15 protein-coding genes, 1 tRNA gene and 1 pseudogene are annotated in these 18,649 nt (G+C 52.5%); 5 read left to right on the forward strand and 12 right to left on the reverse strand.

The annotated features are described in order from the left end of the window. Positions 1-51: 51 nt before the first annotated feature. From SK32_RS11585 to proB, 3 genes are all read right to left on the reverse strand, one after another. Positions 52-127, reverse strand: a tRNA-Thr gene (locus tag SK32_RS11585). A gap of 114 nt (positions 128-241) precedes the next feature. Continuing rightward, complete coding sequence (gene proA / locus SK32_RS11590; RefSeq protein ID WP_048212527.1) at positions 242-1,495, reverse strand: glutamate-5-semialdehyde dehydrogenase; 1,254 nt, start codon at positions 1,493-1,495, stop codon at positions 242-244. An 11-nt stretch (positions 1,496-1,506) separates the two neighbouring features. Further along, positions 1,507-2,610: a glutamate 5-kinase gene (gene proB / locus SK32_RS11595; RefSeq protein ID WP_003031373.1), complete on the reverse strand. Its 1,104-nt coding sequence runs from the start codon at positions 2,608-2,610 to the stop codon at positions 1,507-1,509. Between the two features lie 289 nt (positions 2,611-2,899). On the opposite strand from proB, the gene phoE reads away from it, so the two are divergent. After that, the gene (phoE, locus tag SK32_RS11600) at positions 2,900-3,955 is read left to right on the forward strand and encodes a phosphoporin PhoE (RefSeq protein ID WP_048212528.1); all 1,056 of its coding nucleotides are present in this window, start codon (positions 2,900-2,902) and stop codon (positions 3,953-3,955) included. Between the two features lie 56 nt (positions 3,956-4,011). Here phoE and crl read toward each other — a convergent pair whose 3' ends face one another. From crl to gpt, 3 genes are all read right to left on the reverse strand, one after another. Then, on the reverse strand, positions 4,012-4,413 hold the full coding sequence (gene crl / locus SK32_RS11605) for a sigma factor-binding protein Crl (protein WP_005133595.1): 402 nt from the start codon (positions 4,411-4,413) through the stop codon (positions 4,012-4,014). 57 nt (positions 4,414-4,470) lie between these two features. Then, positions 4,471-5,715: an esterase FrsA gene (frsA, locus tag SK32_RS11610; RefSeq protein ID WP_048212529.1), complete on the reverse strand. Its 1,245-nt coding sequence runs from the start codon at positions 5,713-5,715 to the stop codon at positions 4,471-4,473. Between the two features lie 98 nt (positions 5,716-5,813). Next, a complete protein-coding gene (gene gpt / locus SK32_RS11615; protein ID WP_048212530.1) occupies positions 5,814-6,272 on the reverse strand; it encodes a xanthine phosphoribosyltransferase in 459 nt (152 codons plus the stop codon). 261 nt (positions 6,273-6,533) lie between these two features. Between gpt and pepD the strand changes: the two genes are divergently transcribed. Further along, the gene (gene pepD, locus SK32_RS11620) at positions 6,534-7,991 is read left to right on the forward strand and encodes a cytosol nonspecific dipeptidase (RefSeq protein WP_048212531.1); all 1,458 of its coding nucleotides are present in this window, start codon (positions 6,534-6,536) and stop codon (positions 7,989-7,991) included. Between the two features lie 101 nt (positions 7,992-8,092). Here the strand turns inward: pepD and dinB are convergent, their stop codons facing one another. From dinB to lafU, 3 genes are all read right to left on the reverse strand, one after another. Continuing rightward, the gene (dinB, locus tag SK32_RS11625) at positions 8,093-9,148 is read right to left on the reverse strand and encodes a DNA polymerase IV (protein ID WP_048212532.1); all 1,056 of its coding nucleotides are present in this window, start codon (positions 9,146-9,148) and stop codon (positions 8,093-8,095) included. A 66-nt stretch (positions 9,149-9,214) separates the two neighbouring features. Beyond that, positions 9,215-9,862, reverse strand: coding sequence for a hypothetical protein (locus SK32_RS11630; protein ID WP_048212533.1), 648 nt, complete (start codon positions 9,860-9,862; stop codon positions 9,215-9,217). A 55-nt stretch (positions 9,863-9,917) separates the two neighbouring features. Continuing rightward, on the reverse strand, positions 9,918-10,832 hold the full coding sequence (gene lafU, locus SK32_RS11635) for a putative lateral flagellar export/assembly protein LafU (RefSeq protein WP_197081314.1): 915 nt from the start codon (positions 10,830-10,832) through the stop codon (positions 9,918-9,920). Here lafU and SK32_RS11640 point away from each other — a divergent pair. Continuing rightward, a pseudogene (locus SK32_RS11640) lies at positions 10,744-12,462 on the forward strand (flagellar biosynthesis protein FlhA); the annotation flags it as partial. The gene lafU and the pseudogene SK32_RS11640 overlap by 89 nt on opposite strands. Positions 12,463-12,500: 38 nt before the next feature. Here SK32_RS11640 and SK32_RS11645 read toward each other — a convergent pair. Then, complete coding sequence (locus SK32_RS11645) at positions 12,501-13,262, reverse strand: C40 family peptidase (protein ID WP_048212535.1); 762 nt, start codon at positions 13,260-13,262, stop codon at positions 12,501-12,503. Between the two features lie 349 nt (positions 13,263-13,611). On the opposite strand from SK32_RS11645, the gene dpaA reads away from it, so the two are divergent. Then, positions 13,612-14,352: a peptidoglycan meso-diaminopimelic acid protein amidase gene (gene dpaA / locus SK32_RS11650; protein ID WP_003843847.1), complete on the forward strand. Its 741-nt coding sequence runs from the start codon at positions 13,612-13,614 to the stop codon at positions 14,350-14,352. Here the strand turns inward: dpaA and SK32_RS11655 are convergent. After that, positions 14,323-15,090, reverse strand: coding sequence for a class II glutamine amidotransferase (locus tag SK32_RS11655; RefSeq protein WP_044702507.1), 768 nt, complete (start codon positions 15,088-15,090; stop codon positions 14,323-14,325). The two genes, dpaA and SK32_RS11655, sit on opposite strands and share 30 nt — an antisense overlap. Positions 15,091-15,302: 212 nt before the next feature. Beyond that, on the reverse strand, positions 15,303-15,881 hold the full coding sequence (lpcA, locus tag SK32_RS11660) for a D-sedoheptulose 7-phosphate isomerase (protein WP_016151815.1): 579 nt from the start codon (positions 15,879-15,881) through the stop codon (positions 15,303-15,305). A gap of 239 nt (positions 15,882-16,120) precedes the next feature. On the opposite strand from lpcA, the gene fadE reads away from it, so the two are divergent. After that, positions 16,121-18,565 carry an acyl-CoA dehydrogenase FadE gene (gene fadE / locus SK32_RS11665; protein WP_048212536.1) on the forward strand — a complete coding sequence of 815 codons (2,445 nt, stop codon included), beginning with the start codon at positions 16,121-16,123 and terminating at the stop codon, positions 18,563-18,565. The last annotated feature ends 84 nt before the right edge of the window (positions 18,566-18,649 follow it).

An 18,649-nucleotide genomic window follows, 5' to 3' on the forward strand; every position in this document is an offset into this window, starting at 1 on the left:
GCATTATACGGGCTTTAAGTTGATTTCGGTAGACTTGAGAAGAGTTTGAAATGGTGCCGATAATAGGAGTCGAACCTACGACCTTCGCATTACGAATGCGCTGCTCTACCAACTGAGCTATATCGGCCCTGATAAGGACATGTCCACGAATGCGAACACGGGGTAGAAGGTTAAAACTAACCGGGCGATGCGTCAATGGCCTTGTGAATCAAACGCCTATTTTTGCATCACCCGGTTTCAATTACGCACGAATCGTGTCGTCACCAAAGCCAATCCACTTGTAAGTGGTCAGTGCTTCCAGCCCCATTGGGCCACGGGCGTGTAATTTTTGCGTGCTCACGGCGACTTCCGCACCGAGTCCAAACTGACCGCCATCGGTAAAACGGGTAGAGGCGTTTACGTACACAGCGGAAGAATCGACTTCATTCACAAAACGGTCGGCGTTGCGCAGCGTACGCGTCAGAATCGCATCGGAATGCTGAGTACCATGCTCACGAATATGGGCAATGGCGTCATCCAGATCGGCGACAATCTTCACGTTCAGATCCAGCGATAAAAACTCATCGTCATACTGTTCCGCTTTTACCGCCATGACGTTTGCCGGTCCGGCCTGCAATGCGGCCAGCGCAGCATCATCTGCATGAAGCGTCACGCCGCTTTCTGCCATTTGCTGGCTTAGAGCAGGCAGGAAGCGCTCAGCGATACTCTGATTCACCAACAGTGTTTCGACAGTATTACACGTGCTCGGACGCTGGGTTTTGGCGTTAACGATAATCTTCAGTGCCGGGGCGATCTCCGCCGTGTCATCTACATAGATATGACATACGCCAATACCACCGGTGATAACCGGGATAGTCGACTGTTCACGACACAGCTTGTGCAGCCCTGCGCCACCGCGAGGGATCAGCATATCGATGTACTTATCCATCCGCAGCATTTCAGTGACCAGCGCACGATCCGGATTATCAATCGACTGTACGGCTGCCGCGGGTAAACCGCAGGCTTCCAGCGCCTTTTGGATAACCGCCACGGTGGCGGCGTTCGTCCGGTAGGTCTCTTTCCCACCGCGCAGGATCGCGGCATTGCCGGTTTTCAGGCACAGGGAGGCAACGTCAACGGTGACGTTTGGGCGCGCTTCATAAATTACGCCAATTACGCCCAGCGGGACACGACGACGCTCCAGACGCAGACCGCTGTCCAGCAGTCCACCGTCAATCACCTGCCCGACCGGGTCGGCGAGATTACACACCTGGCGTACATCGTCAGCAATCGCTTTCAGACGCGCTGGCGTCAGTGCGAGGCGATCAAGCATCGCTTCGCTCAGGCCATTTTCACGCGCCTGTTCAACATCCTGTGCGTTCGCGCTGAGGATGCTTTCCGTTTGCGCTTCCAGTTCATCAGCAATGGTTTCCAGCACGCGGTTTTTTTCGCGACTGGAGAGTAGCGCCAGCTTATATGACGCAGCTTTGGCAGCAATGCCCATTTGTTCCAGCATATGCCTGTTCCTTAACGGGTAATCATATCGTCACGATGGACAGCAACCGGACCGTATTCGTAGCCCAGGATGGTGTCGATCTGTTGTGAGTGATGTCCGGCAATACGGCGCAGCGCATCGCTGTTATAGCGGGTGACGCCGTGGGCAATATCGCGCCCTTCCAGATTGCAGATGCGGATCACTTCACCACGAGAGAAGTTGCCTGTCACGCTTTTAATCCCTTTTGGCAGTAATGAGCTGCCGCGCTCCAGAATCGCTGCGGTAGCACCCTCATCAACGGTAATTTCCCCGGCAGGCGGCGCGCCGAAGATCCAGCGTTTACGGTTCTCCAGTGGAGAAGCCTGAGCATGAAAACGCGTCCCAACGGAAACGCCTTCCATCACGTCGCCAATCACGCCCGGTTTGCTGCCTGCGGCAATTATGGTGTCGATGCCGGCGCGGCAGGCCACGTCGGCGGCTTGTAATTTTGTTCCCATCCCGCCGGTTCCCAGACCAGAGACGCTGTCTCCGGCAATGGCGCGCAGCGCATCATCAATACCGTGCACGTCTTTGATAAGCTCCGCCTGCGGATTGGTGCGCGGATCGGCGGTAAACAGCCCCTGCTGATCGGTCAGCAGCAGCAGCTTATCGGCTCCGGCAAGGATCGCCGCCAGCGCCGAAAGATTGTCGTTGTCACCGACTTTAATTTCAGCGGTCGCCACCGCATCGTTCTCATTGATGACCGGAACAATGTTGTTATCCAGCAGCGCGCGCAGCGTATCGCGGGCGTTGAGGAAGCGCTCTCTGTCTTCCATATCCGCACGCGTTAGCAGCATCTGCCCGATATGAATACCGTATATCGAGAACAGCTGTTCCCACAGTTGAATCAATCGGCTCTGCCCTACCGCCGCCAACAGCTGTTTCGAAGCTATCGTTGCCGGGAGCTCAGGGTAACCAAGATGCTCACGTCCGGCGGCAATCGCGCCCGAAGTAACAATAACAATACGATGTCCTGCAGCGTGGAGCTGTGCGCACTGGCGAACCAGTTCTACGATATGGGCGCGGTTCAGGCGGCGCGATCCGCCCGTTAACACACTGGTGCCAAGTTTTACCACCAGCGTCTGGCTGTCACTCATGATTCTCTGCCATTCAAAATTGGGGAAAATGATATCAAACGAACGTTTTAGCAGGACTGGCCCCGGTTGCCAACAGCCAGCGCACAAAGCATGAAATTTTATTGCGCAGGATCAGCAAGCGTAGCGGCAGACTTTGACGCATTTATTACAGACACAAAAAAACATTCTTTTTTAAAAATATTCTTACTTTGTCATAAAACGTTCATTGCCAGACGTTAAAAACCCTCCTGTCTTTTAACGGGGATCACACCCAGTAAATATTAGCGCGTACTTTAAATCAGGAATGAAAATGAAAAAGAGCACTCTGGCATTAGTGGTGATGGGAATTGTTGCATCGGCGTCCGTACAGGCGGCAGAAGTCTATAACAAGAACAGTAATAAACTGGACTTGTATGGCAAAGTCAAAGCGATGCACTACATGACTGATTATGACAGCAAAGACGGCGACCAGAGCTATATCCGCTTAGGTTTTAAGGGCGAAACACAAATTAACGATCAACTGACCGGTTATGGTCGTTGGGAAGCTGAGTTCGCAGGGAATAAAGCGGAAAACGAAACCAATCAGCAAAAGACACGTCTGGCTTTCGCCGGTGTGAAATTAAAAGATTTTGGTTCGTTTGATTATGGTCGTAACCTGGGTGCGCTGTATGACGTGGAAGCCTGGACGGATATGTTCCCGGAATTCGGCGGTGACTCTTCCGCGCAGACCGATAACTTTATGACCAAACGTGCTAGCGGCCTGGCGACCTACCGTAATACCGACTTCTTCGGCGTCGTCGATGGTCTGGATCTTACCCTGCAATATCAGGGCAAAAACCAGGACCGCGATGTGAAGAAACAGAACGGCGACGGCTTTGGTACCTCCGTGACGTATGACTTTGGCGGCAGCGATTTCGCCATCAGTGGTGCATATACCAACTCCGACCGTACCAATCAGCAGAACCTGCAAAACCGGGGTACTGGCGATAAAGCAGAATCCTGGGCGACAGGTTTAAAATATGATGCCAACGACATTTATCTGGCAACGTTCTATTCTGAAACGCGCAATATGACACCTATTTCCGGTGGCTTTGCTAACAAAACTCAGAACTTCGAAGTGGTTGCTCAGTACCAGTTTGACTTTGGTCTCCGTCCATCCCTGGGTTATGTGCTGTCGAAAGGTAAAGATATTGAAGGCGTAGGTAATGAGGATCTGGTGAATTATATCGACGTGGGCGCAACATACTACTTCAACAAAAATATGTCAGCGTTTGTTGATTATAAAATCAACCAGCTCGATAGCGATAATAAACTGGGCATCAACGATGATGATATCGTGGCCGTCGGTATGGTTTATCAGTTCTGATGTAACATAAAAAATGCCGGATGGGGTTGCGCCGCCATCCGGCATTTTGCTGTTCATTATGCCGTTAATTTAACCGGCTCATCCTTAAAGTCGTCAGCCGGCTCCAGCGCCAGATTCAGCGTCGTTAACAACCCACGCAACTTTTCATGAAACTCGCGTAAGGTGTATTCCAGTCGCTCTACCACTTCAGTCTCTTTAATCGGCACGGCGGTCCAGTTGCCGTCTTTATCGAACAAACCAAACTGGTAGCTGTACGTAAAGCGTTTCTCCTGCGCTTCCAGCTCCATCCACCAGCCCCAAAATTCACGTTTCTCTGGTGCCGGTTTCACGTTGACGCAAACAGCCAGACAATCGAAAAAGAATCGATTATCTTCGCACTGCCCTTCGCGGATGTACGGGCCAAGCGCGGTGAATTTTTTGATCAATCTACTTTTCGGGTGCCCACTCGGTAACGTCATTGCGATCTCCTTAGGTGAAGCAACTGTTTTACCAAACCAATAAAATTTAGCAATCTATTAACACAATCTATGATTGATCCACCCGGTAATTTCTTGCAGCGCTTTGTCAAAATTGCGATACACCGGGTTGAACGGAACCTCCAGCAGCTTACCGTCAGAAGATGACGACGTAATTAAGCGAGATTCCTCTTCCGGGCTAAACGGATCGTTCTTCCAGAACCCCGACAGCATTGGCGTCGGGCAGCGTCGCCCCAGCAGCCCTTGTACCTTTAATGAATAACGGTTTAGCTCGACGCGTAGCGCTTCATCGGACGCATCGTGCATCCCCAGACGGCTGGCCAGAACGTCAAGATACATTTCCGGTACTGAAGCCTGACGCTGTGGGTCGCTAAGCAGCGCATGAACCACCGGTCCCAGACAGGCCACAGCCTTCAGGCGCGATGATTCAAGATAGGCCAGGCGTACTGCGACATTAGCGCCAAAGCGAAAACCGAATGCCGCCACACGGGTGTGATCCACCCAGGGAATATTCGGCAGCGCTTTTAATACGTGCTGGTGCAGCAGGCTGGAATCCTGGGTCAGTTTCCATTTTGACGAGAACCCAACCGACGGCATATCCAGCGTCAGCATGGCGATACCACGCGGAGCGAAATAGCGCTCATACAGGGTGTAGTAGTCGGTTTGCATAGAATCCAGACCACCGCACATCAGCACCGTCGGGAACGGGCCGTCGCCTTTTGGCATGTGCAGGAAGCCAGTGATTGGCGCGCCGCCGGCAACGGCAAATTCCATCTCGCGCAATGTACCTGGCAGTCGTTGGGCCGCCTCTTCGTAAGCGCGGTTGGCCAGGGCCTGCGCCTGCTCTGCCAGCTCATCACCTTTTAAATGCGGGTATGCTGCAATGTTGTACAACGTGGAAGCATGCAGCCAGTGGCGTCCGCTCACCTGCAGATCCTCTTCTATAGACGCTTTCTGTTGCCAGTCCATCGCCTGCTTCGCCCACTCGTAGATCCAGTTTCCACCACGATAGCCAATGACCGTATCGTAGAGATCTTTATCCGTGCGTTCGGCTTCGCTCATGACGATACGCGCCTGCACCTCAAGGATTTCACGCGGATCGACCCCACGCCAGATCCACATCAGGCGATTCACCATGCGATACCAGTGCGGGATTGTTTTACCATCCAGAGCGGACTGCACAGACGGCTGCGCGCCGTGGTTAAAACGACGAACCAACGTTGACGTTTCAGGATGTTTGAAGCGGGGTTTAAACAGAACTTCGCTGAGGTTAGCCTGCGACATGATTACGGCCTCCATGAGTACTCACTAAGGCATAGTGTAACCTGACACCGCACAAAAAGAACAACGCCCGACAGTGCGGGCGTTGAAAACTTTTTAGATTAGCGACCAGAGATCGGCGGAACAAATACCACGCCCATATCCCACGGCTGCTCAATCCAGGTATCCTGCGGAATATCAACCACATAGTCATTCACCAGCGGGCGACCAGCCGGCTTAGCGAAGATCGTGACGAAATGCGCTTTAGGATACATTTCGCGGATAGCAACGGCGGTACCACCGGTGTCTACCAGGTCATCGATCACGATGAAACCTTCACCGTCACCTTCCGCACGCTTCAGCACTTTCAGTTCGCGCTGGTTGTCGTGATCGTAGCTGGAGATGCATACGGTATCGACATGGCGAATACCCAATTCACGCGCCAGCAATGCGCCCGGCACCAGACCACCACGGCTAACGGCAATAATGCCTTTCCATTGTTCAGAAGGCATCAGGCGGCTTGCCAGTTTACGTGCATGGACTTGCAACATGTCCCAGGTGACGACGTATTTTTCGCTCATGTGAAGTGTCCCAGCCTGTTTATCTACGGCTAATTAATAAATTGAGGGTGAACCAGGTTGCGCGAGATTATAGAGATCTGACGCACTAAAAACCAGTGTTTCGCGGAATCCGCGCCTCTTTTTGCATGCTTTATACTAGCCGTCAGCGAAGAAAGTGGTATTCTCAATCGCATCGCGCAAGCCTGACTTGTGGTGTTTTTAATTCCGCTAACCCCGTGGCCTGCAAGTCAATTTTGCAGGACATCGCCAAGGAGACTCAACGTGTCTGAACTGTCTCAGTTATCCCCGCAACCGCTGTGGGATATTTTTGCCAAAATCTGTTCTATTCCTCATCCGTCCTACCATGAAGAGCAACTCGCTGAACACATTCTGAGCTGGGCCCAGGAGAAAGGTTTCCACGTCGAGCGCGATCAGGTTGGTAATATCCTGATTCGCAAACCCGCTACCGCAGGCATGGAAAACCGCAAGCCGGTCGTTCTGCAAGCGCACCTGGATATGGTCCCGCAGAAAAACAACGACACCGTGCACGACTTCACCAAAGATCCGATCCAGCCTTATATTGATGGCGAGTGGGTAAAAGCCCGTGGTACCACGCTGGGTGCAGATAACGGCATCGGTATGGCGTCCGCACTGGCGGTACTGGCTGATGACAATGTGGCACACGGTCCGCTGGAAGTGCTGCTGACCATGACCGAAGAAGCGGGCATGGACGGCGCATTTGGTCTGCAGGCGAACTGGCTGCAAGCGGATATCCTGATCAACACCGACTCAGAAGAAGAAGGTGAGATCTATATGGGTTGCGCGGGCGGGATCGACTTTACCTCTAACCTGCCGCTGTCCCGTGAAGCAATCCCGGCTGGCTTCCAGAGCTTTAAGCTGACGTTAAAAGGCCTGAAAGGCGGCCACTCCGGCGGCGAAATCCATGTGGGTCTCGGTAACGCGAACAAGCTACTGGTACGTTTCCTGGCAGGCCACGCTGAAGAGTTAGATCTGCGTCTGGTTGATTTCAACGGCGGTACGCTGCGCAATGCGATTCCGCGTGAAGCCTTCGCTACCCTCGCCGTGGCTGCCGATAAAGTTGATGCGTTAAAAGCGCTGGTCAGCACCTACCAGGAAATCCTGAAAAACGAACTGGAAGCCAAAGAGAAAAACCTGGCGCTGCTGCTGGATGCCGTGACTAACGACAAAGCCGCGCTGACTACCTCGTCTCGCGATAGCTTCATTCGTCTGCTGAACGCCACCCCGAACGGTGTGATCCGCAATTCTGACGTCGCCAAAGGCGTGGTAGAAACCTCGCTGAACGTCGGTGTGGTAACCATGACTGACGATAATGTTCAGATCCACTGCCTGGTTCGCTCGCTGATCGACAGCGGTAAAGACTACGTGGTGAGCATGCTGGATTCACTGGGTAAACTGGCTGGCGCCAAAACCGAAGCCAAAGGCGCGTATCCAGGCTGGCAGCCGGATGCGAACTCTCCGGTTATGCACCTGGTTCGTGAAACCTATCAGCGTCTGTTCAATAAAACGCCAAACATTCAGATCATTCACGCTGGTCTGGAATGTGGCCTGTTCAAAAAACCGTATCCGGAAATGGACATGGTTTCCATCGGTCCAACCATCACCGGTCCACACTCCCCGGATGAGCAGGTTCATATCGAAAGCGTCGGCCACTACTGGCGGCTTCTGACTGAACTGCTGAAGTCTATTCCGGCGAAGTAAGTCTGCGCTAAATGCCGGATGGCGCTGTGCTTATCCAGCCTACAAGCAGATTTGTAGGCCGGATAAAGCGTTTAACGCCACCATCCGGCAATACATCAACGTCAAAGCCCCAACAATAACTGCCTTTCTATTTGTGGATCGAGCAGCGTGACATGTAATCCCACCAGCCTCACGCCTCGCCCTCCCCGACGCGCTTCCCAGGTTTTGTGTGCCGTCGCAATTAAGTCGTCTTTATTTAAGCGCGGCCAGACGTGCTCCTGCGTGGTCTGCTGAAAATCATTAAACTTGAGTTTTATCCCCTGGCGGGCGATCAGCAGATCCGGCTTGACCTTTGCCAGACGCCGTTCCAGTTCAGGATAGAGCCGCTCAATAATCGCTTCGCACTCTGACCACTGATGAATATCTTCCGCCAGCGTCCGCTCGACGCCGACGGATTTACGCAGCCGCTCGTTGTTGACGTCCCGCTCGTCAATCCCCTGGCTGCGCTCCCACAACACGCGGCCAAACTTACCAAAACGTTTGAGCAGCGTAGCCAGGTCGTATTTTTGAACATCTTCGCAGGTACGCAATCCCATTGATTCCAGCTTAGCGGCGGAGACTTTGCCGACGCCGGGAATTTTCCCCAACGGCAACGTTTTGAGAAATTCAGGGACATCAGCAGGGGTTATCACATATTGCCCGTTGGGTTTATTGAGATCGGAGGCGATTTTTGCCAGGAATTTAACCGGCGCAATTCCGGCAGAGGCGGTGAGCTGTAGTTCGTTGAAGATCGTCTGGCGGATCTCCTGGGCGATCAGCGTCGCGGAGCCGTGGCAATGAATGCTGTCGGTGACATCCAGGTAGGCTTCATCCAGCGAAAGCGGTTCGATGAGTGAGGTGTAGCGGGAGAAGATCGCCTGAATCTGGCGAGAGGCCTCTTTGTAAGCCTCGTAACGACCGGGTAACAGGGTAAGATGCGGGCACAGCTTTAACGCCATTCCGGTTGGCATAGCGCTGCGCACGCCAAATTTACGCGCCGGATAATTGGCCGTGCTGATAACTCCCCGGCGTTCACGACTACCGCCAATGGCAATGGGAATGTCACGCAGGGCGGGGTTGTCGCGCATTTCCACCGCCGCGAAAAAGCAGTCCATATCGACATGTATGATTTTGCGCATGACTCACCTCTCATAACACTGTTTAAGTATACAGTATTTTTACGATATGAGAAGCCTGTACCTCTGCTACGTCACTGCGGGTCCATTCATCACAAAGCGCGCATCACACAGATAACGCACAATGTCTTTTGGCGCATGGTCGGCGGGATTTCCTGCCGTACTGACAAACAACTTATTCACTTTGCGCACATTTGCCCGCAAAATTTTTTCAATCGTCATCAGACGAAATGCATCATCTTCGACACAGAACAACTCGTAATCACCCAGGCGCTCTCCACAGATTTCACAGTGGTTCATCCAATAACGTAGTCCGGTCGTTTTACTTTTATCCAGGTAGTAATTGCTGGCTTTGATGTTCTTTTTTATCTCTTCCGGCAGCGTGTTGATATGGAACAAAAATGTATTGCGCCGCACGGACACCCATCTTTTATCATCCTGATTTTGTTTGATAAACCGGGTAAGCATCACACCATGAATATACGTGGGCTGATGGCAATTCCAGCATTGCATTTTCGACGTAATAACCAGGTAATAAGGAGCCACAATATTAAAATTGTCCGTCGCGTAAACATGCTCGCGCAGCGTCTCATTTAACTCATGAGGTTCGGCGTACCAGATACCTGAAACCGGGTCGAAATGCGCCCCCTGACAAGCCACATCGGTGACGTTATCAGTATGAATATCCAATGGAATAATATGGGCTATATCTATCATATTGCCTTCCTGCGGGATAATTTGCCCCCACATTGCGTGGGGGCGGAGAACAGAATTAATGCGTGGCGGGAGCAGAGGGTTGACGTAAAGAAGTCACCTGCTTTTGCTTGTCCAGCTTATCAACCAGTGGCTGAACCACTTTCTCGCCGTGCTGACCAAAATATTGATACAGCGTATCGGAAGCACTTTGCGTTAACACCATGATCTCAATACGGCGGTTGCCTGCGCTTTCCGGGTTTTTCGCATCCAGCAGCATTTGGTCCGCCATGGCGCTAACCTGCATGACTTTATCCTGCGGCATGCCGGCGTCTTCCAGCACGCGTCGTGCTGACAAAGCACGGTCGCCAGAGAGGTTCCAGTTGTTGTAAATGTTGCTCTTATAGCTCATCGCATCCGTATGGCCGGTGATGATGATCTTGTTATCCAGCGAGTCAAACACGGGGGCCAGCGCAACCAGCAGCGATTTAAAGAACGGCATAATTTTGGCGCTGCCGCGTTCAAACATATTCCGGTTCTGGTCATCTTTAATCAGCACGCGCAGCCCCTGAGGAACAATTTCCATCTCAAGGTTGGTTTCCATATGCGCATTGCGGGCAATGACGTTAATGTCGGTCGCCAGCTCACCCAATTCACGGGCTGATTTTTGCTTCAGCAGCACCGCTTTTTCATTCACATCCAGCGCTTTTTTGGCGTTATCTTCGGTGATTTTCGCCGTCTCTTGCGGGTTAACCGTTTTATCCAGCTTGTTGCGCGTGACGTTTTTCTTCTGCGCGCCTGGCGCTATCGGCTGTTTGCCGAGCTTGTTTAACGGTGCCATGCCGCCACCGTTAAAAATAGACTGTCCATGCAGCGCCGCGACGATGTTTTCACGATCGGCCTTACTGACGCTGTTCACAATCAACTTTATCGTGGTGACCAAAGGTGCCGAGCGTATCTCCGAAGTTTCGGCCCGCTTTACGCTGGACGCCATGCCCGGCAAGCAGATGGCGATCGACGCCGATCTGAACGCGGGGCTGATTAATCAGGCCCAGGCGCAGGCCCGACGTAAAGATGTGGCGGGCGAAGCGGATTTCTATGGCGCAATGGACGGCGCGTCGAAGTTCGTGCGCGGTGATGCCATCGCCGGGATGATGATTCTGGCCATCAACCTGATCGGCGGCGTCTGTATCGGTATTTTTAAATACGATTTAAGCGCTGAAGCCGCCTTCCAGCAATATGTCCTGATGACCATCGGTGACGGTCTGGTCGCCCAGATCCCGTCTCTGCTGCTATCGACGGCAGCGGCAATTATCGTTACTCGCGTGAGCGACAGCGGCGATATCGCCACCGACGTTCGTAGCCAATTGCTGGCAAGCCCCTCCGTACTTTATACCGCCACCAGCATCATGTTTGTGCTGGCAGTGGTGCCGGGAATGCCACATTTCCCGTTCCTGGTATTCAGCGCCCTGCTGGGGTTTACCGCCTGGCGTATGAGCAAGCGCCCGAAGGTGGCGGAGACCGAAGAAAAAAATCTTGAGACGCTGACCAAAACCATCGTTGAAACCACCGAGCAACAGGTCAGTTGGGAAACCATCCCCTTAATTGAGCCAATCAGCCTGAGCCTGGGATACAAACTCGTGGCGTTGGTGGACAAGTCCAAAGGGAATCCGCTCACTCAACGTATTCGCGGAGTGCGACAGGTTATCTCAGACACCAACGGCGTGCTGCTGCCGGAAATTCGCATCCGCGAAAACTTCCGTCTGAAACCGACCCAGTACGCCATTTTTATCAATGGGATCAAGGCTGATGAGGCCGATATTCCCTCAGATAAGCTGATGGCACTGCCCTCCAGTGAAACCTACGGTGAGATCGATGGTGTTTTAGGCCACGATCCGGCCTATGGTATGCCGGTCACGTGGATTGTCCCGGCGCAAAAAGCCAAAGCGTTAAATATGGGGTACCAGGATATCGATAGCGCCAGCGTTATTGCGACGCATGTGAATAAGGTCATTCGCAGCTATATTCCCGACCTGTTTAACTACGATGATATTACGCAACTGCATAACCGCCTCTCTTCAATGGCACCTCGCCTGGCGGAAGATCTGAGCGCAGCGCTGAATTACAGCCAGCTATTGAAGGTTTACCGGGCACTGCTGGTTGAAGGCGTGCCGCTGCGCGATATCGTCACCATTGCCACCGTCCTGGTCGCCAGTAGCGCCGTCACCAAAGATCATATTCTGTTAACGGCCGATGTGCGTCTGGCGCTTCGTCGCAGTATTACCCATCCGTTTGTGCGCAAAGATGAACTGGCGGTGTACACGCTGAATAATGAGCTGGAGAATCTGCTGGCTAATGTGGTGAATCAGGCGCAGCAAAGCGGCAAAGTAGTGCTCGATAGCGTACCGGTCGATCCGAATATGCTCAATCAGTTCCAGACCAATATGCCGCAGATTAAAGAACAGATGAAAGCGGCGGGAAAAGAACCTGTGCTGCTGGTCGCACCGCAGCTTCGTCCTCTGCTCGCGCGTTATGCCCGCCTGTTTGCACCGGGTTTGCAGGTACTGTCTTATAACGAAGTTCCGGATGAGCTGGAATTAAAAATCATGGGGGCGCTGAGTTAACCCGTGGCAAGGCGGTGCCATTCGCACCGCCTTATTGATTACAGAATGGTATTTTCCGTCAGAATACGACGGGCGCCGAGATAATGATCCTGCCAGAAGTCATCGGATAAATGACTCACCCGAATAGTTTCTCCCGTACGCGGCGATTCAATAAATTGCCCCTGTCCCAGGTAGACCCCCATATGATCGGCAATATCCCGGCTGTGAATATGAAAGAACAATAAATCACCACGACGAAGGTCGCGATTGGCGACGATGGTCGCCCGCCGGTAGTGATACATTTCATTCGCCGTACGCGGCAATTTTGCCGCCAGGATTTTGTTGTAGGCATAAAAAATCAGCCCACTGCAGTCAAAGCCTTGATCCGGGCTGGTCCCGCCCCACAAATAGGGTTTACCTAACTGCTGCTCAAGACGGTGGATTGCCACTTCGGTCATGTTGTGCAGATGGTCGCTGCTGAGAAAATGGTCATTCTCCGCCAGCTCCTGCCAGCGATGATCGCTCGCTTTCAGCGGCCCAGGGAACCACTCCGGGTGCTGTTTAATCAGCGTCCTGTTCTGCTGGCGCAGCGCGCTTTTACTTTGCGCATTACCTACCACCACATAACTTGCCTGCTTTTTTACCTGCGCGTGGTATTGCTTCAGCAGCCGGGCACGATTACGCATGCGCATTTGCGCCGCATAGCTTAGATGGGCGTCAGATAAGAGGGGCTGAACTTTGGCGACAGACGGTGATGACAACACAACACACAAAGACAGCAGACCCGGCAAAAAGCGTCGGGGTGCAGAGACAAAAGACATGAAAACAAAAATACCTAATCAAACACGTTCGGCGCAGTCTACCGCTATTGCCGGGTATTCCATTTTAATATTCGATTATTAAATTATTAATTTTTTAAATTCAATACATTAGAAATTCTGCACTAAAAAGACTCAATGACGTTCGCTAACCTGCAAAATACGCCGGTGTCTGACAGACTTTAAGCACAATTTTCCGTATAAAGAAAATCTAAAGTGTAAACGCAGCACGAGAGACTTGCGAAAAACTCTCTGGGTGATAATGTGAGCGCTCCAGATCCAGATTTATCCGATTTGGGGACTCTTTTTGCCGTCCTGGCGTGTGTAATCGTTTTATCAAGGAATAAGCAGTATGCGTAAAATCGCATTTTTTCTTGCGATGCTTTTATTGCCGTGCGTTTCGTTTGCCGGTTTGCTGAGCAGCAGCAGCCCGACCACGCCTGTCAGCAAAGAATATAAGCAGCAATTAATGGGCTCCCCTGTCTATATTCAGATCTTCAAAGAAGAGCGAACGTTGGATCTGTACGTCAAGATGGGCGAACAGTATCAATTGCTCGACAGCTATAAGATCTGCAATTATTCCGGTGGCTTAGGGCCGAAACAGCGTCAGGGTGATTTCAAAAGTCCGGAAGGATTTTACAGCGTTCAGCGTGGACAGCTGAAACCGGATAGCCGCTTCTATAAAGCGATTAACATTGGTTTCCCTAACGCCTACGACCGCGCACACGGTTATGAAGGTAAATACCTGATGATTCACGGTGCCTGCGTTTCCGTCGGCTGCTACGCGATGACCGATAACGGCATTGATGAGATTTTCCAGTTTGTCACCGGCGCGCTGGTGTTTGGGCAGTCCAGTGTGCAGGTCAGCATTTATCCGTTCCGTATGACCGACGCCAACATGCAGCGTCATAAGTTCTCGTATTACAAAGAGTTCTGGTCACAGCTAAAACCGGGATACGATTACTTCGAACAAACGCGTAAGCCACCAACTGTTTCCGTCGTCGATGGCCGTTATGTTATCAGCAAGCCGTTGAGTCACGAAGTCGTTCAGCCGCAGCTGGCATCAAACTACGCGCTCCCCGAGACAAAATAATGCCCACTCGCCTGGCATAATCTTTTGCCAGGTTTCATTGCCGGTTAACGGCTGCGTGGCAATCACGGTGACCACATCATTGGGTGTGGTCTCTGAGCTAAAATCAATCTCCACATCCTGATCCAGCAACGTCGCTACGCCAAATGGCGCACGCCGCGTGATCCAAAACAGGTTGGTCGAACAGAAGGCCATCACATAACGCCCATCAGATAGCAGCATGTTGAAGACTCCCTTCTCCCGCAGTTCACCTGCCAGCATCGCGATATATTTAAATACTGCCGCCATATTACCAGGCGTGCGTGGATAACGCTCGGTCAGCTTATGCAGCAGCCAGCAAAACGCTTTTTCGCTGTCGGTTTCGCCGACCGGACGGAAATTACCGGTTTCCAGCGATTTATAGCCGCTGAGCTGGCCGTTATGGGCGTATGTCCAGTTACGTCCCCACAGTTCTCGCGTAAAGGGGTGGGTATTTTCCAATGCCACTTCGCCACGGTTCGCCTGACGAATATGGGCAATCACAGAACAGGATTTGATGGGATAGTCTTGTACCAGTTTGGCGATAGGCGAATTAAAGCTGGGTTGCGGATCTTTAAACGTACGGCAGCCCTTACCTTCATAAAACGTAATACCCCAGCCGTCTTTGTGCGGACCGGTACCTCCGCCGCGCTGAACCAGCCCGGTGAAGCTAAAGCAGATATCGGTTGGCACATTGGCGCTCATCCCGAGCAGTTCGCACATACATCACCTCCACAAACGCCTTAAGCGGGAAGGCGTAATTGTTACAGCCAATGAAAACTTAAAATAGCAGATAAAACAATATGCTATACCCTAAATAATTCGAGTTGCAGGAAGGCGGTAAGGGATGAAATCCCCAGGAGCATAGATAACTATGTGACTGGGGTTTCTGAGTGAAACCAACGCACCTGCAGCTTGAAGTATGACGGGTAGAGTTACTTAACCATCTCTTTTTCGATTAACTGGATCAGGATATGAATCACTTTGATATGAATTTCCTGAATACGGTCAGCGTAGCCAAAGTGCGGCACGCGAATTTCAATATCTGCACTGCCGGCCATTTTACCGCCATCTTTGCCGGTCAGGGTGATGACTTTCATTCCCTTCTCACGCGCCGCAGCAATCGCTTTAATCACGTTACCGGAGTTACCCGAAGTGGAGATGCCTAACAGGACATCGCCCTCGCGGCCCACGGCTTCCACGTAGCGGGAGAATACATAATCGTAACCGAAATCGTTGCTGACGCAGGAGATATGGCTGACGTCAGAGATAGCGATCGCCGGGTAGCCCGGACGGTTTTCGCGATAGCGTCCGGTCAGCTCTTCGGCGAAGTGCATCGCGTCGCAATGGGAGCCGCCGTTACCGCAAGAAAGTACCTTACCGCCGGCTTTGAAGCTGTCTGCCAACAGGACCGCCGCGCGTTGAATGGCGTGAATATTGGCGTCATCTTTAAGAAAATTAGCCAGCGTTTCCGCCGCTTCGCTCAGTTCGTTACGAATAAGATCCTGGTACATGAGGATATCCTTCAGCATGAATGTAAATGACAAGATGCAGTGTACCGGATAGCGCTACCAGCGAGAAGTACAAGCCACAGGAATGGCTGTCGCTTTTGATTTTTTGTGCCGGTTAAAACAACAACAATGTGAGCTTTGTTGTAATTATTTTGTAAACACATTGCTAAAAGAATTCACATCCACTACAACCATATCATCACAAGTGGTCAGACCTCCTACAAGCAAGGGAGCTTTTCGTTATGATGATTTTGAGTATTATCGCTACGGTTGTTCTGCTCAGCGTTCTGTTTTATCACCGCGTGAGCTTATTCCTCAGCAGCTTAATTTTGCTCGCCTGGACGGCCGCGCTTGGCGTGGCTGGCCTGTGGTCAGTCTGGCTGCTGGTTCCTCTGGCCATTATCCTCGTACCGTTTAACTTTACGCCGATGCGCAAATCCATGATCTCTGCGCCGGTGTTCCGCGGTTTCCGTAAAGTCATGCCGCCGATGTCACGCACCGAGAAAGAAGCGATTGATGCCGGTACGACCTGGTGGGAAGGCGACCTGTTCCAGGGCAAGCCAGACTGGAAAAAACTGCATAACTATCCTCAGCCGCATCTGACTGCTGAAGAACAAGCGTTTATTGATGGCCCGGTGGAAGAAGCCTGCCGCATGGCGAACGACTTCCAGATAACCCACGAACTCGCGGATCTACCGCCGGAGCTGTGGGCGTATCTGAAAGAACACCGCTTCTTCGCAATGATCATTAAGAAAGAATACGGCGGGCTGGAATTCTCCGCCTATGCTCAGGCTCGCGTTCTGCAGAAACTCTCCGGCGTTTCCGGTATCCTGGCGATCACCGTTGGCGTACCTAACTCATTAGGCCCAGGCGAACTGCTGCAGCATTACGGCACCGAAGAGCAGAAGAACCATTACCTGCCGCGTCTGGCACGTGGTCAGGAGATCCCATGCTTTGCCCTGACCAGTCCGGAAGCGGGTTCCGATGCAGGCGCGATCCCTGATACCGGTGTGGTTTGTATGGGCGACTGGCAGGGGCAGCAGGTGTTGGGGATGCGCCTGACCTGGAACAAACGCTATATCACGCTGGCGCCTATCGCTACCGTGCTGGGTCTGGCATTTAAACTCTCCGACCCGGAAAAACTGCTGGGTGGCGAAGAAGATCTTGGCATTACCTGTGCGCTGATCCCAACCTCAACGCCAGGCGTACAAATTGGACGTCGTCACTTCCCGCTGAACGTGCCGTTCCAGAACGGCCCGACGCTGGGCAAAGATGTCTTTGTTCCAATTGATTACATTATCGGCGGCCCAAAAATGGCCGGTCAGGGCTGGCGCATGCTGGTGGAATGCCTGTCCGTAGGACGCGGTATTACCCTGCCGTCTAACTCGACGGGCGGTGTGAAATCGGTCGCAATGGCCACCGGTGCGTATGCGCACATTCGTCGCCAGTTCAAAATCTCTATTGGTAAGATGGAAGGTATTGAAGAGCCGTTGGCACGTATTGCGGGTAACGCCTACGTGATGGACGCTGCGGCGTCGCTGATAACTTACGGTATTATGCTGGGTGAAAAACCGGCGGTGCTGTCGGCCATCGTGAAGTATCACTGTACTCACCGTGGGCAGCAGTCAATCATCGATGCAATGGATATCACTGGCGGTAAAGGCATTATGCTTGGCGAAAGCAACTTCCTCGCCCGTGCTTATCAAGGCGCGCCAATCGCCATTACCGTTGAAGGTGCCAACATTCTGACCCGTAGCATGATGATCTTCGGTCAGGGTGCGATTCGCTGCCATCCGTATGTTCTCGAAGAGATGGCGGCGGCGCAGAGTAACGATGTGAATGCCTTCGACAAACTGCTGTTCAAACACATTGGTCACGTCGGCAGTAACAAAGTGCGTAGCTTCTGGCTTGGCCTGACGCGTGGTTTAACCAGCAGCACGCCAACCGGCGATGCGACCAAACGTTACTACCAGCACCTGAACCGTCTGAGCGCCAACCTGGCACTGCTTTCGGATGTGTCCATGGCCGTACTGGGCGGTAGCCTGAAGCGCCGTGAACGTATCTCCGCGCGTCTGGGCGATGTGTTAAGTCAGCTGTATCTGGCCTCCGCGGTGCTGAAGCGTTATGACGATGAAGGCCGTAATGAAGCAGACCTGCCGCTGGTCCACTGGGGCGTTCAGGATGCGTTGTACAAAGCGGAACAGGCGATGGACGATCTGCTGAAAAACTTCCCGAACCGTCTGGTCGCAGGCTTGCTGAATGTGGTTATCTTCCCTACCGGTCGCCACTACCATGCACCGTCTGACAAGCTGGATCATAAAGTCGCGAAGATTTTGCAGGTTCCGAGCGCCACCCGTTCTCGTCTTGGTCGCGGTCAGTACCTGACGCCAAGCGAACACAACCCGGTTGGCTTACTGGAAGAGGCGCTGCTGGATGTGATTGCAGCCGACCCTATCCACCAGCGGATCTGCAAAGAGCTGGGTAAAAACCTGCCGTTTACCCGCCTGGATGAACTGGCGCACAATGCGCTGGCCAAAGGGCTGATTGATAAAGACGAAGCCGCAATTCTGGTGAAAGCCGAGGCGAGTCGTCTGCGCAGCATCAACGTGGATGACTTTGAACCCGAGGCGCTGGCGACTCAGCCGGTAAAGTTGCCAGAGAAGGTGCGTAAGGTCGAAGCAGCATAACGCTAACGCACAACGTTCAGCCCCGCTCAATGCGGGGCTTTTTATTGCCACATTTTCGTTAAGGCTCATGCTACAGTGTCAAAA

Origin of the sequence: Citrobacter sp. MGH100 (assembly GCF_001034465.1) — a bacterium.
Taxonomy (GTDB): Bacteria; Pseudomonadota; Gammaproteobacteria; order Enterobacterales; family Enterobacteriaceae; genus Citrobacter; species Citrobacter youngae.